The sequence below is a fragment of the Tenacibaculum caenipelagi genome (assembly GCF_004363005.1).
GTDB lineage: Bacteria > Bacteroidota > Bacteroidia > Flavobacteriales > Flavobacteriaceae > Polaribacter > Polaribacter caenipelagi.
On record NZ_SNYH01000002.1, the window covers coordinates 459,266 to 472,638 of the forward strand.

The window sequence follows — 13,373 nt, forward strand, 5'->3', positions numbered from 1 at the left end:
ATTATTTTTTAGATTCTGGTAAATACTCCATTATCAATCTTTGGTTCTTGTTTAAATATTTTTTTGCTACTTCTCTAATTTCTTCTCTTGTAATAGAGCGGTAAATTTCAATCTCTGTATTGATTAAATTAGTATCACCATACAATACATTAAAACGAGCTAATGAGTTTGCAATACCTTCAACACTTGAATTAGAGTTTACAAAATTATTCTCAAACTGGTTTTGAAGCTTTTGAAAGTCTTTTTCAGAGATTAACTCGTTTTGTAGTTTAGCGATTTCTACATCTATTTCTTTTACTAAATCGGTAAGAGAAGTTTTTCCTAATGGAAGAGCGTATAAAATGTAAGTTCCATAATCTTCTTGGCTTAAGTTGAAAGCTCCTGCTTGTAATGCCATTTTTTTATTATCGACAAGTTTTTTATACAATACAGAACTTTTACCACTACTTAAGTAAGTTGAAATCATATCTAAAACTCTAGCATCTCTAGTTTTCATAGATGGAGTTCTGTAAGCTTCTACAATAGCAGGAATTTGAATATTAGGATCGTAAGCTTTAGCTGTAAACTCTTTTGTTATTGGGGCTTCTTTAGGGAAGTTTCTTTTAATATCATTTCCTCTAGGAATTGATCCAAAATAAGCATCAATTAGCTTTTTTGTTTCTTCAATATTAATATCTCCAGCAACAACTAGGGTAGCGTTATTTGGCACATAGAATTTTTTATTAAAAGCTAAAAACTCATCTAAAGTAGCGGCATCTAGATGTTCCATTTTACCAATGGTTGTACCTTTGTATGGATGCTTTTTAAACATGTGTTTTTTCACATTTTCTAAAAAACGAGAATATGGTTGGTTATCAACTCTAAGACGTTTTTCTTCCTTTACAACTTCGTTTTGAGTGTTAACACCTTCTTGTTTTATAATTGGGTGAAGTAATCTTTCAGATTCCATCCACAAACCTAACTCAAGGTTGTTAGAAGGAAAAACTTCGTAGTAATAAGTTCTGTCATCTGTAGTGTTGGCATTATTTGTTCCTCCATTAGAAGAAACTATTTTAAACCACTCTCCTTTTTTAATGTTTTTAGTTCCCTCAAATAATAAGTGTTCAAAAAAGTGAGCCATTCCTGTGCGGTCTGGTTGTTCATCTTTTGCTCCTACATGGTACATTACAGAAGTAGTTACAACTGGTGCGGTGTTATCTTGATGCAAAATGACATGCATTCCGTTGTTTAAGTCGTACTCTTCAAACTCCACTTTTTGCGCATTAGTAGAAAAACCTACTAATAAAGCAGAAGTAAGAGTGATAACAGTTTTTTTCATTGATTGATATTTAATTTTTATTAACTTTAACCTATGTGACGTGAAATCTTACTTTTTGTTACAATTAAAAAGAAGAAAAAAGAAGTTGTTTTTTTGTGTTAAAATAGTAATTTTCTGAACAATAGATTGTTTGTTGATATAAAAAATGTATATTTGCACCCGCATTTTCAATAAGAAAGTGTGAAAAAAGTATAAACGCAAAACAAATAGTATGTACGCAATCGTAGAGATAGCAGGGCAACAATTTAAAGTAGCAAAAGACCAAAAAGTATACGTACACCGTTTACCAGAAGCAGAAGGATCAGAAGTAACTTTTGATAAAGTAATGCTTGTTGAAGATAACGGAAACGTTACTATTGGCGCCCCAGCTATAGAAGGTGCAGGAGTAACTGCAAAAATTTTAGGTCACTTAAAAGGTGATAAAGTAATCGTTTTCAAAAAGAAAAGAAGAAAAGGTTACAAAAAGAAAAATGGACACAGACAGTATTTAACTGAAATCCAAATTGAAGGAATTGCTACTTCTGGTGTTAAAAAGGCAGCGGCTAAAAAAGAAGCTCCTAAAGCAGAGGTAAAAGCTGAATCGAATGATTTAAGTTCTATGACTGTTGCAGAATTAAAAGCTTTAGCTAAAGAAAAAGGTATCTCAGGATACACATCTTTAAAGAAGGCTGAATTAATTGAAGCGTTAAGTAAATAATTAACTTTAAAAACTTACAAAGATGGCTCATAAGAAAGGTGTCGGTAGTTCGAAGAACGGTCGTGAATCGGAATCGAAACGATTAGGAGTAAAGATTTTTGGAGGACAAGCTGCAATTGCAGGTAACATTATTGTTCGTCAAAGAGGAACTCAACATAATCCAGGTGAAAATGTTTACATGGGTAAAGATCATACTTTACATGCTAAAGTTGATGGTGTTGTAAAATTCCAAAAGAAAAGAGATAACAAATCATATGTTTCTGTAACTCCATTCGAGGCTTAAGAAACTAACTGATTAAGATAAATTAAAGCTCAAGCATTATATGTTTGAGCTTTTTTGTTGTTGTAGAAATAGAGTTGTGTTTATTGCAAAAAAAAAAACACCACTCAAAAAAGTGGTGTTTTGTAACTTAATATCATTATTGATTAATCCCCCAATTTATCAATATGATTCCCCTTGTGTATTACACTACAAATATCGATGTTAAATACGTGTTTTAGTAAGTGATTTGTATAAATGGTGTGTTTTTTTGTATAAATGGTAAACAGATTATGTTTCTGCCCTGATTTAATATTACTCTTTTATTAAAATCACAATTTATATATTTTATTATTAAAATATTATCTGTTACATTTGGGTTAAATGTATGTATGATGTTAAGAGCTGTAATTGTTGATGACGAACCAAAAGCAATCCAAGGACTTTCTTGGGAATTGTCGAGTTTTAATAATGATATAGAAATTATTGAAACATTTACTGAGGCAGAAAAGGCAATAAAATATATTAATGAAAATGTGATTGATTGTCTTTTTTTAGATATTGAAATGCCAACAATGGATGGTTTTCAGTTATTGGAAAAATTAGAGAATAGAGATTTCGCTATTGTTATCACCACGGCATATAATGAATATGCTATTAAAGCATTAAAAAACCAAGCAATAGATTATTTGCTTAAGCCTATAGATTCTGACGATTTAGAAGAAACAATAACTAGGATTAAGAGTTATCATAAAAAATATGATAATACCGAAAAGTTTGAGAAAATTCTGTCAAACTTCAATAAAAAGTTTAATAGGAGAAAAATAACAATCAATACAGATGGAAAGTTAGTCTTTTTATCTGAAGACGAAATATTGTTTGTCGAATCTGATGGTAACTATTCTACGATACATACTTCTGGAAATAAGAAGATAGTGGTTACCAAAAAACTTAAAGAGATAGGTTTATTACTTCCTGACGATTATTTTTTTAGAATACATAATTCATTCATTATCAACTTAAATAAAATTAAAGAGTTTTTAAAATCTGATGGTTATGTTGTGCTAGAAAATAACCATAAAATTCCAGTGTCCCGTCAAAGAAAATCAGACTTCTTAGAAAAATTTTAATGAAACAGCTAATAAATTTTATACTCCTTTTTTATACAGTGTTTTTATGTTATTCACAACAAGAAAGCAAAAGTATAGATAGCTTAATTCATATAGCCGTTACAAAAAAAATTGATGATTACTATGATTTGCACCGTTTCTTTGAAAAAAAACGATTTTCTAAAACAGAAATAGATTTTCTTTTAGAGGAGAGTATAAAAAGTGATTACAAGCTTGGTGAAATTTATGCATATAATTTATTTGGTAGAAATTATAGGAATAATGCATATTTCGACGCTTCTGTAGAAAGTTATATGAAAGCGCTAGAACTGTCTAGAGCAATAAAGAATGTCAATGCAGAGGTTGTTACACTAAATCAAATAGGAGTAGTATATAGGCGACAAGATAAGATTAGAAGTGCGTTAAACTACCATCAAATGGCATTAGAATTAGCTGATAAAATTGAAATGCCTGATGAAGATACGAAGATAAGTATTAGTATCTCAAATAACAGTATTGGTAATATATATCTTGCGTTGAAACAATATCAACTAGCGCTTGAAAAGTTTAAAAAAGCAATAATAACTCAAGAAAAGTTTGATAACAAAAGAGGAATTGCGATTAATTACCAAAACATGGGGGTTGCCTTTAAAAATTTAGGGGATATCGATGCTGCACTAGAACATTATTATAAGTCATTAGCATACAACCTAGAAATTAAATCAGACTTAGGAATTGTTATATGTCACCAAAGTATTAGTGAGGTTTTAATATTGCAAGGGAAGTATGATGAGGCATATAAATACATAAGTGAAGTTGTGCCAATTTCTGAAAGAGTAGGGAACCAATATTACACTTCTGAAGTGTACGCTACTTTAGGGAACGTACAATTAAAGCTAGATAGTTTAAATGAAGCGAAGGTAAATTTAGAAAAAGGCTTAGCAATAGCTAAAGAACATAAAATTCCTTCAGGAATCAATCAATCAAACCTATATCTGGCTGAATTGTACGAGAAAAAGAGAGAGTACAAAAAAGCATATGAATTTTATAAAAGGGCAATTGAAGGAGAGAAAAAGACCTTTAATGATAAGAATATTTCGTATGTAAATAACTTAATTAATAAATACGATAACGAAGTAAGTAGTAATAAGATTAGAAGTTTAGCAAAAGAAAATGAGATTGCCAAGCTAAAGCTTTTAAGAAATAGAAATATTTTAATAATAACACTTGTTTCTATAGCCTTGTTAGGTGTTTTATTGTATTCTATGTATAGACAGCGATTGTTGAATAATGATAAGAAAATATTGAAGTTAGAACAAGAAGCTTTAAGAATTCAGATGAATCCTCATTTTGTTTTCAATGCTTTAAATTCAATTAAGTTATATATTATTAACAATGAACAAAAGAATGCTGTTCATTATCTGAATAAGTTTTCAAAGTTAATACGAAGTATTTTAGAATCTTCATCTGTAAAAGAAGTGACTTTAAGTGAAGAGTTAAAAACAATGAACTTATACATGAGTATAGAAAATATTCGATTTTCTAATGAAATTAATTATATAGAAAAGGTTGATTCTGATGTAAATATAGAAAGGATAAAAGTGCCACCTTTAATTTTACAACCCTTCTTAGAAAACTCAATTTGGCATGGTTTATCATCAAAAAAAGGGAAAAAGGAAGTTGAATTGTCTGTAAATAAAATATCTGACGAGTTTATTCAGATTGATATTATTGATAATGGTATTGGACGTAATGCGGCTATGAATATAAAACAGAGTAAGTCTTTAAACCGAAAATCAATAGGGGTAGATTTGACAAAAGAAAGATTGCAAAACTTTACGAATGAGTTTAAAAATAAATATACTATAGTTTATACGGATTTGACCAATAAAGAAGGGAAGGTTATCGGGACAAAAGTTTCGTTAATAATTCCTATATGTTAAAAATCAAATCGTAACTGCACCCAAACAGGTTCCTTTTTCTCAGTATTTAAATTACTAAATGAAATTCCTAATAAACGAACAGAATTGTTAAGAGTATCTTGATATAGTAACTCTTTTACAATAGGGTAGAACTCTTTTTTTAGCTGAAGATAATGGTTGGTTGTTTTACTACGAGTTTGTAGCGTAAAATCGCTGTATTTGATTTTTAGAGTAACTGTTTTTCCTTTGGTATTCGACTTTTTCATGCGACGCTCCAATTCATCAGCAATTTTTTCAAGACGTTCTAACATAAAAACTTCCGAAGATAAATTTTCACGAAAAGTGGTTTCGGCAGCAATTGATTTTCTTGTACGGTTTGGCTTTACTTCTGAATTATGAATGCCTCTAACAATATTGTAATAATGTACTCCTGACTTTCCAAATAATTTGGAAAGTTCTTCTAATGATTTTTGTTTTAAATCTAATCCAGTAAAAATGCCAAGGTTATGCATTTTGGCAGCGGTTACTTTACCCACTCCATAAAACTTATTCACGGGAAGTTGTTCTAAAAATTCAAGAACTTCTTCTGGGTTGATGGTTTTCTGCCCATTGGGTTTATTAATGTCTGAAGCTACTTTAGCGATAAATTTATTGATAGAAATCCCTGCGGATGCTCGTAATTCCAATTCATCCCAAATTCGTTGACGAATTTCTTGGGCAATCATACTAGCCGATGGATTTCCTTTTTTGTTTTCAGTAACATCTAAGTAGGCTTCGTCCAACGATAAAGGTTCTACCAAATCGGTATAATCGTAAAAAATCTTTCTAATTTTAGATGAAATTTCTTTGTAGCGATCAAATCTTGGAGGGACGAATATAATATGTGGGCACTTTTGTTTTGCCAAAACACCACTCATGGCCGAACGTACTCCAAACTTTCGAGCTTCATAACTGGCAGCAGAAACCACACCTCTAACTTCGCTACCTCCAACAGCAACAGGTTTTCCTTGTAATTCAGGATTATCCAATTGCTCAACAGATGCATAGAAGGCATCCATATCTACATGAATAATTTTACGAAAAGGAGGTTGAAGTTCCATTCTGTAAAAATAATAAAAGCCCTCTTAAGATTAAGAGAGCTTTGTAATAAGTCTTAGTTCTTTTTATATAAAAATTATACTTGTTTTACCTCAATAATTTTAACAGGACACGCTTTTTTAGCTTCGTGAGAAGCCTCAAAAATACTGTCATCGTGTGATTTTATGGTAAAGAAACCTTTCTTTTCTGTGGAATGTAATAAAACAGATTTCCCATCCTTTTTTGACATTTGAAATTGTGCTGGGGCTAACTCCACACAATAATTACAGCCAATACATTTGTTTCTTTGTAAGGTAATTACAACCATTAGTTTTTAGCAAATTCGGTTTTTACAATTTTGTATAACTTATCTGATGGACGAATTCTGAAATCTAGTTTCATAGTAACTTCATCTCCTTTGGTGGCGGTTTGTGCTTCTTTGTCATTCACAAACATGCTTTTTAATTCCATTTCTTGAGCACCAGTGGTAGGTCCTGTAATTAAAATGGTGTCACCCACAGCTAAATCGTATGCTTCTATTTTAAACTCACCAATTTCAGCTTTAGGGAAATAGTGCATTCCTTTTCCTAAGTACACTTTCTTTTGAGTAGCATGCGAACCAGGTTCTTTACTCCACTCTCCTAATTTCTGACCTAAATAATATCCATTCCAGAAACCGCGATTGTACACTTTTTCAAGCTCTTGCATCCAGCTAATTACTTTCTCTTTGTCATAAGTTCCATTATATAAACTGTCGATAGCGTCACGATAACACTTGATAACTTTAGCGACATATTCAGGAGCACGACCGCGTCCTTCAATCTTTAAAATTTTAATGCCCGCATCTGCAACTTGATCTAAGAAATCAATGGTGCATAAATCTTTAGGAGACATGATGTACTCATTGTCTAATTCCATTTCAAAACCAGATTCCTGATCAATTACCGTATATTTTTTACGACAATTTTGTTTACAGGCTCCTCTGTTTGCAGATGAATTATGCGAGTGTAAACTCATATAGCATTTTCCTGAAACAGCCATACATAAAGCACCGTGACCAAAAATTTCAATTTCTAACAAACGACCAGAGGGTCCTTTGATTTCTTCTTTTCCAATTTGCTCAGTAATCTTTTTTACCTGACGTAAACTTAGTTCTCTACTCAATACTACCGTGTCAGCAAACATGGCGTAAAACTTAACCGTTTCGATATTGGTAATATTAATTTGCGTAGAAATATGCACTTCCATACCCTCTGCTCTTGCCATGGCAATTACAGCTTGATCCATTGCAATCACAGCAGTAATGTTCGCTTCTTTAGCTCTTTTGATTAAGGTTTTTACGATAGATAAATCATGATCGTACACAATTGTATTTAATGTTAAATACGTACGAACATTTTTTTCAGAACATCTACGTGAAATTTCCTCTAAATCATCTAAGGTAAAATTGATAGATGCTCGAGCACGCATATTTAATTGTTCTACACCAAAATATACTGAATCACATCCGTTATCTAAAGCTGCTTGTAACGATTCAAAATTACCAGCAGGAGCCATTAACTCAATCTTTTGCATTACTTTTTAAATTTTAAAGCTTCTGAACGTCCTTTTTTAAATATTTTATTGCTTGCGTGTTTTCCTTTACGTAATTCTTTTTGCTCTTCGTAGGGTAAATGAATGATGTCTTGGCACTCAGGAGAACAGGTATTTTCCATTTTTTCAGCACAATCATCACACTGAATGAATAATAAATGACAACCTTCGTTGGCGCAGTTGGTATGCGTGTCACAAGGTTTTCCACATTGATGACAATTGGCAATTACATCATCAGAAATTTTTTCAGCTCTTCGGTGGTCAAAGACAAAATTTTTACCTAAAAATTTATTTTCTAAACCTTCATCTTTTACCTGACGAGTATATTCAATAATCCCTCCTTCTAACTGAAAAACATTTTTAAAACCTTTGTGTTTGTAATAGGCAGATGCTTTTTCACATCGAATTCCACCTGTACAATACATTAATAAGTTTTTATCTTCTTTATGGTCTTTTAAATCTTCTTCAATAATATCTAAAGAATCTCTAAACGTATCAACATCTGGAGTTATAGCTCCATCAAAATGCCCAATTTCACTTTCGTAATGGTTACGCATATCTACACAAATAGTGTTAGGATTTGCTAGCATGTCATTAAATTCTTTTGCATTTAAATGTACTCCTTTATCAGTTACATCAAAAGTGTCGTCATTTAATCCGTCAGCAACAATTTTGTTACGAACTTTTACTTTTAGTTTTAAAAAGGATTTATTATCGTGCTCAATAGCTACGTTTAAGCGAATTCCATTTAAAAAAGAAATACTATCTAACTGTTTTTTTAAAGTTAGAAAGTTTTCTGAGGGAACAGATATTTGGGCATTAATACCTTCGTAAGAAACGTAGGTTCTTCCTAATACATCTAGTTCATTCCATTCTAGGAATAATTTATTTCTAAATAAAGTTGGATTTTCTATCTTATGATATTGATAGAATGAAATAGTAATACGGTCTTTACCCGCGTCGTCAATTAATTTAGCGCGCTCTTCTGCGCTTAACTTGTTGTACAGTTGCATGCTATACTTTTTTAAGTTAAACAATTATGTTATGATTTTAATAAAAAATCGATGCAAATGTACTGATTTTTTGAGTTTTAGTGTTTAAAACAATACTATTTAAGCTAAAATGGTATATTTTTTAAATTTTAACGTATTTTTTCTAGCAAAAGAGATACAACCAATTTGTTTTTTTTAAACCTTTGTAGCATACAAACAATAAATTTTATACTCAAATAGCAAAAAAATGAGAGTAGCAGTGGTAGGCGCTACCGGTATGGTAGGTAATGTAATGTTACAAGTATTAGCAGAACGTAATTTTCCAGTAACAGAGTTAATTCCTGTTGCGTCAGAACGTTCAGTAGGAAATCAAATAGAGTTTCAAGGAAAGAATTATTCGGTAGTTGGTTTAGAAACCGCAGTAGCTATGCAACCAGATATTGCATTGTTTTCAGCTGGAGGAGACACCTCTTTAGAATGGGCTCCTAAATTTGCTGCAGTAGGGACAACTGTAATTGATAATTCTTCTGCTTGGAGAATGGATCCAACAAAGAAGTTAGTAGTTCCTGAAATTAATGGAGATGTATTAACTAGTGAAGATAAAATTATAGCAAATCCAAACTGTTCTACTATTCAGTTAGTAATGGCGTTAGCTCCGTTACATAAAGAATATACAATGAAACGTGTGGTGATTTCAACTTATCAATCTGTTTCTGGAACTGGTGTTAAAGCTGTTAAGCAATTAGATAATGAAGAAGCGGGAATTGAAGGTGAAATGGCATACCCACATCCTATCGGAAGAAATGCTTTACCACATTGTGACGTGTTTTTAGAAAATGGATATACCAAAGAAGAAATGAAGTTGGTAAAAGAACCTAAAAAGATTTTACGAGACGATTCTTTTGCAATAACAGCAACAGCAGTTAGAATACCAACAGCTGGTGGTCATTCAGAATCAGTAAATGTTCAATTTGAAAATGATTTTGAATTAGAGAAAGTTCGTGAATTGTTAGGTAAAACTGATGGAGTAGTTGTACAAGATGATGTACAAAATAATGTATACCCAATGCCAATTTTAGCAAATAATAAAGATGAGGTTTTTGTGGGTAGAATTAGAAGAGACGAATCTCAACCAAATACATTAAATATGTGGATAGTTGCTGATAATTTGCGTAAAGGAGCAGCGACCAATACAATTCAAATAGCAGAATATCTAGTAGCTAATAACTTGGTGAAACCATCGGTTACTGCTTAGTCATAAATTATAATAATACATTTAAAATCCTGTGCTTGTATGTGCAGGATTTTTATTTTTGAAATATGAATAGAGAACAAATAATACAGAATACTATTGAGTTTGTAAAAGATACCTTGAAAGGAGCAGAAGGCGGACATGATTTTTTTCATATTGAGCGAGTGTATAAGAATGCTTTGTTGATTGCGAGGGATGAAAATGTTGATGAATTTGTGGTTTCGTTAGGTGCACTGTTACATGATATAGCAGACAGTAAATTTCACAATGGTAATGAAACTGTGGGTCCCCAAAGAGCGAGAACTTTTCTTGAAAGCCAAAAAGTTTCAGAAGAAATAATTATTCATATTGAAAAAATTATCACAAACATTTCTTTTAAAGGGGGAAATTTTGAGCAAAAGTTTATCTCACCAGAATTAGATGTAATTCAAGATGCAGACAGATTAGATGCAATTGGGGCTATTGGGATAGCACGTTGTTTTAACTATGGTGGATTTAAAAATAGAGAATTGTACAATCCAGATATTCTTCCAAACTTAAATATGACTAAAGAAGAATACAAAAAATCGACTGCTCCCACCATTAACCATTTTTATGAGAAACTCTTATTGTTGAAAGACAAGATGAATACTCAAACAGGAAAAGTTATTGCAGAAAAAAGGCATGTTTATATGGAAGGTTTTTTAGAACAATTCTATGATGAATGGAATGGAAAAAAATAATATGTTTTACATTAATAATGTAAATTTTAGGTTAATTTAATAAAAAATTAACGTTAAAATTTGGTTCTTATTGAATTTAATATATATTTGCTTCAGTTAATAACCCCCTTTTTATTAATATAATCCCCTTATTGTAGAAAAATAGCATCTAAATTTATTCAGATGCTATTTTTATTTATAAAAAGATTGATTAAAATAAATTATTTTCCAGGAAATTCAGGCTTACGCTTTTCTAAAAAGGCATTAGTTCCTTCTTTAAAATCTTCGGTACCAAAACAATTTCCAAATTCAGTAATTTCGGTTTCAAAACCATTAATGCCGTCTTTAAAATTAGCATTAACAGCTTTAATCGCTGCACTAATAGCTACAGATGAATTGCGCATAATTTTCGATGCAATTTTTTCAGCAAGAGGAAGCAACTCTTCTTGAGATGTTACATGATTAACTAAACCATATTCTTTTGCTTCATCAGCAGTAATCATTCCAGCAGTCATGACTAATTCCATCGCTTTTCCTTTGCCTATTAATTGAGGTAAACGTTGGGTTCCACCATAACCAGGAATTACCCCTAAAGATACTTCAGGCAGTCCCATTTTTGCATTGTCAGATGCTACTCTAAAATGACAAGCCATCGCTAATTCTAAACCTCCTCCTAAAGCAAAGCCATTAACAGCTGCAATGACTGGGGTTGATAAATTTTCAACAAAGTCAAATAAAATTTCTTGTCCTTTTTTAGCTAACATTCCTCCTTCTTCTACAGAAAAATGTGCAAATTCAGAAATATCGGCACCAGCAACAAAAGCTTTATCACCACTTCCTGTTATAATAATTGTTTTAACAGCAGCATCACTTTCTAAACCTTTAAAAGCATTATGTAGTTCTTCAATAGTAGCTTTATTTAAAGCGTTTAATTTTTTTGGTCGGTTAATCGTAATAGTAGCTAATCCGTTAGTTTGTTCAACTAAAATATTTTCAAAATTCATATTATGTTTATGTTTTAGGTAAAATTACAGTAAAAACGGTTCCTACTCCTTTGGTAGATGTAAAAGAGATTGATCCGTCATAGGCTTCAATTATATTTTTTATCATAGATAATCCTAAGCCCATACCACTTGTCTTGGTGGTGAATTTAGGTTCAAAAATGAGTTCTTTGTTTTGATCGCTAATTCCTTTGCCGTTATCAGCAACGGTAATTTTTACACGAGTTCCTTCTGAAGCAACCTTAACTTCTATTTTAGGGTTTTTATTAGTGTCTTTTATTGCTTGTATTGAATTTTTAACAAGGTTGGTAACAATTCGTATTAATTGCGTCTTGTCAAGGCTCGCGTACAACTCTTTTTCTTCCGGAAGATATTCTATATAATCTTCAGTAAAAATATCTAACGAGTGTTTAACAACATCAACAACATTCAGTTTTTCACGACGCTGTGTAGGCATCTTTGCAAAATCTGAAAAAGCGGAAGCGATAGAACTCATTACATCGATTTGTTGAATAAGAGACTTACTATATTCAGCCATTTTTTCTTTGATATTTGGATCTTGAGGGTCAAATTTCCTTTCAAAACTTTGCACCGACAATCGCATGGGGGTCAACGGATTTTTAATTTCGTGTGCTACTTGTTTTGCCATTTCTCTCCAAGCCTGTTCACGTTCACTTTTAGCAAGTCTAGCAGCACTGTCTTCTAGTTGATCAATCATATTATTATAAGCGTCAACGAGCGAGTTAATTTCAGAACTTGCAGAGTTTAGTGTAATTTTTTCGTTTCGTTTGTTTAAACGTGTTTCTTTAATTTTTTCTGAAATTGTTTGTATTGAACGAGTGATATATGTTGATAAGAAATAAGCCAAAACAATAGCAATGATAAGCATTAGTAAGTACACTAATGATAAACGCGAAATAAACTCACGGAGTTCATGTTTTTGTTCTTCGTTGTCTTGTGCTATTTGTAGTTCTAAAATACCTATTCGTTTAAAGCGAGGATCATTTATATATGAGTATGAAGATTGATAAGTAATTCCTTTTTCTTTTCTGCTTTTTAAAATTTTATGATTTGAATTATTTGCAAGATCTCTTATGGTTTCTTTAGGTAAGTTTGAACCTTCTTTTTTATCGAAACTGTATGGGATAGAGGATTTCAACAAATTTCCATCCATATCGTACATAGATATGGTAAGTTTATGCACGTAGGCAATATCGTAAATTCTATCTTGAAATATTTTAGCTAAATTATGTGTAGTTACAGGATAGGTTGTTCTACGTTTTAACTCTATTTCAATATCTTGTTTTGTAGAAGATTCTTTACGTTCAAATCGTGAAATGTTATAATCTTTGGTTTGTTCATCATATTGATAAATCGTAATTATAACAATTAGAATAGATGCCAATAAAACCAGTAGAATCATTGACAAGAAGATTCTAATTCGTAATGATA

General features: G+C 31.5%; 13 protein-coding genes. 6 read left to right on the forward strand and 7 right to left on the reverse strand.

Features of this window, described 5'->3' with window-relative positions; translation table 11 throughout:
* Position 1 precedes the first annotated feature (1 nt).
* Positions 2 to 1,318 carry a M16 family metallopeptidase gene (locus DFQ07_RS05570; RefSeq protein WP_133535281.1) on the reverse strand — a complete coding sequence of 439 codons (1,317 nt, stop codon included), beginning with the start codon at positions 1,316 to 1,318 and terminating at the stop codon, positions 2 to 4.
* 211 nt (positions 1,319 to 1,529) lie between these two features.
* Between DFQ07_RS05570 and rplU the strand changes: the two genes are divergently transcribed.
* From rplU to DFQ07_RS05590, 4 genes are all read left to right on the forward strand, one after another.
* Entirely contained in the window at positions 1,530 to 2,015 is a 486-nt protein-coding gene (gene rplU, locus DFQ07_RS05575; protein ID WP_133535282.1) for a 50S ribosomal protein L21, read from the forward strand.
* 22 nt (positions 2,016 to 2,037) lie between these two features.
* Positions 2,038 to 2,298: a 50S ribosomal protein L27 gene (rpmA, locus tag DFQ07_RS05580; RefSeq protein WP_028891690.1), complete on the forward strand. Its 261-nt coding sequence runs from the start codon at positions 2,038 to 2,040 to the stop codon at positions 2,296 to 2,298.
* A gap of 371 nt (positions 2,299 to 2,669) precedes the next feature.
* The gene (locus DFQ07_RS05585) at positions 2,670 to 3,404 is read left to right on the forward strand and encodes a LytR/AlgR family response regulator transcription factor (protein WP_133535283.1); all 735 of its coding nucleotides are present in this window, start codon (positions 2,670 to 2,672) and stop codon (positions 3,402 to 3,404) included.
* Positions 3,404 to 5,326 (forward strand): tetratricopeptide repeat protein, encoded by a 1,923-nt coding sequence (locus DFQ07_RS05590; RefSeq protein WP_133535284.1) that lies wholly within the window; start codon positions 3,404 to 3,406, stop codon positions 5,324 to 5,326. Before DFQ07_RS05585 ends, DFQ07_RS05590 begins: the two co-directional genes overlap by 1 nt.
* Here the strand turns inward: DFQ07_RS05590 and dinB are convergent.
* The 4 genes from dinB to trhO form a co-directional block, all read right to left on the reverse strand.
* Positions 5,323 to 6,405, reverse strand: coding sequence for a DNA polymerase IV (dinB, locus tag DFQ07_RS05595; protein ID WP_133535285.1), 1,083 nt, complete (start codon positions 6,403 to 6,405; stop codon positions 5,323 to 5,325). The two genes, DFQ07_RS05590 and dinB, sit on opposite strands and share 4 nt — an antisense overlap.
* Before the next feature lie 74 nt (positions 6,406 to 6,479).
* Complete coding sequence (locus DFQ07_RS05600) at positions 6,480 to 6,710, reverse strand: ferredoxin (protein ID WP_047787972.1); 231 nt, start codon at positions 6,708 to 6,710, stop codon at positions 6,480 to 6,482.
* On the reverse strand, positions 6,710 to 7,957 hold the full coding sequence (locus DFQ07_RS05605; RefSeq protein WP_133535286.1) for a peptidase U32 family protein: 1,248 nt from the start codon (positions 7,955 to 7,957) through the stop codon (positions 6,710 to 6,712). The genes DFQ07_RS05600 and DFQ07_RS05605 overlap by 1 nt, the downstream gene beginning before the upstream one ends.
* A complete protein-coding gene (trhO, locus tag DFQ07_RS05610; protein WP_133535287.1) occupies positions 7,957 to 8,988 on the reverse strand; it encodes an oxygen-dependent tRNA uridine(34) hydroxylase TrhO in 1,032 nt (343 codons plus the stop codon). Before trhO ends, DFQ07_RS05605 begins: the two co-directional genes overlap by 1 nt.
* 226 nt (positions 8,989 to 9,214) lie before the next feature.
* Here trhO and DFQ07_RS05615 point away from each other — a divergent pair, with 226 nt between their 5' ends.
* Both DFQ07_RS05615 and DFQ07_RS05620 read left to right on the forward strand, forming a co-directional pair.
* On the forward strand, positions 9,215 to 10,222 hold the full coding sequence (locus DFQ07_RS05615) for an aspartate-semialdehyde dehydrogenase (protein WP_133535288.1): 1,008 nt from the start codon (positions 9,215 to 9,217) through the stop codon (positions 10,220 to 10,222).
* A 65-nt stretch (positions 10,223 to 10,287) separates the two neighbouring features.
* Positions 10,288 to 10,941: an HD domain-containing protein gene (locus DFQ07_RS05620; RefSeq protein ID WP_133535289.1), complete on the forward strand. Its 654-nt coding sequence runs from the start codon at positions 10,288 to 10,290 to the stop codon at positions 10,939 to 10,941.
* 200 nt (positions 10,942 to 11,141) lie between these two features.
* Here DFQ07_RS05620 and DFQ07_RS05625 read toward each other — a convergent pair whose 3' ends face one another.
* Positions 11,142 to 11,924, reverse strand: coding sequence for an enoyl-CoA hydratase/isomerase family protein (locus DFQ07_RS05625; RefSeq protein ID WP_133535290.1), 783 nt, complete (start codon positions 11,922 to 11,924; stop codon positions 11,142 to 11,144).
* Between the two features lie 7 nt (positions 11,925 to 11,931).
* Positions 11,932 to 13,344 carry a sensor histidine kinase gene (locus tag DFQ07_RS05630; RefSeq protein WP_133535291.1) on the reverse strand — a complete coding sequence of 471 codons (1,413 nt, stop codon included), beginning with the start codon at positions 13,342 to 13,344 and terminating at the stop codon, positions 11,932 to 11,934.
* Between the last annotated feature and the right edge of the window lie 29 nt (positions 13,345 to 13,373).

Bases quoted from the DNA above. Each gene is read 5' to 3' on its own strand.
- DFQ07_RS05590 (WP_133535284.1), top strand. From the start codon at position 3,404: ATGAAACAGCTAATAAATTTTATACTCCTTTTTTATACAGTGTTTTTA.
- DFQ07_RS05570 (WP_133535281.1), bottom strand. From the start codon at position 1,318: ATGAAAAAAACTGTTATCACTCTTACTTCTGCTTTATTAGTAGGTTTT.
- rpmA (WP_028891690.1), top strand. From the start codon at position 2,038: ATGGCTCATAAGAAAGGTGTCGGTAGTTCGAAGAACGGTCGTGAATCG.
- dinB (WP_133535285.1), bottom strand. From the start codon at position 6,405: ATGGAACTTCAACCTCCTTTTCGTAAAATTATTCATGTAGATATGGAT.
- rplU (WP_133535282.1), top strand. From the start codon at position 1,530: ATGTACGCAATCGTAGAGATAGCAGGGCAACAATTTAAAGTAGCAAAA.
- DFQ07_RS05615 (WP_133535288.1), top strand. From the start codon at position 9,215: ATGAGAGTAGCAGTGGTAGGCGCTACCGGTATGGTAGGTAATGTAATG.
- DFQ07_RS05620 (WP_133535289.1), top strand. From the start codon at position 10,288: ATGAATAGAGAACAAATAATACAGAATACTATTGAGTTTGTAAAAGAT.
- DFQ07_RS05625 (WP_133535290.1), bottom strand. From the start codon at position 11,924: ATGAATTTTGAAAATATTTTAGTTGAACAAACTAACGGATTAGCTACT.
- DFQ07_RS05630 (WP_133535291.1), bottom strand. From the start codon at position 13,344: ATGATTCTACTGGTTTTATTGGCATCTATTCTAATTGTTATAATTACG.
- DFQ07_RS05605 (WP_133535286.1), bottom strand. From the start codon at position 7,957: ATGCAAAAGATTGAGTTAATGGCTCCTGCTGGTAATTTTGAATCGTTA.
- DFQ07_RS05600 (WP_047787972.1), bottom strand. From the start codon at position 6,710: ATGGTTGTAATTACCTTACAAAGAAACAAATGTATTGGCTGTAATTAT.
- DFQ07_RS05585 (WP_133535283.1), top strand. From the start codon at position 2,670: ATGTTAAGAGCTGTAATTGTTGATGACGAACCAAAAGCAATCCAAGGA.
- trhO (WP_133535287.1), bottom strand. From the start codon at position 8,988: ATGCAACTGTACAACAAGTTAAGCGCAGAAGAGCGCGCTAAATTAATT.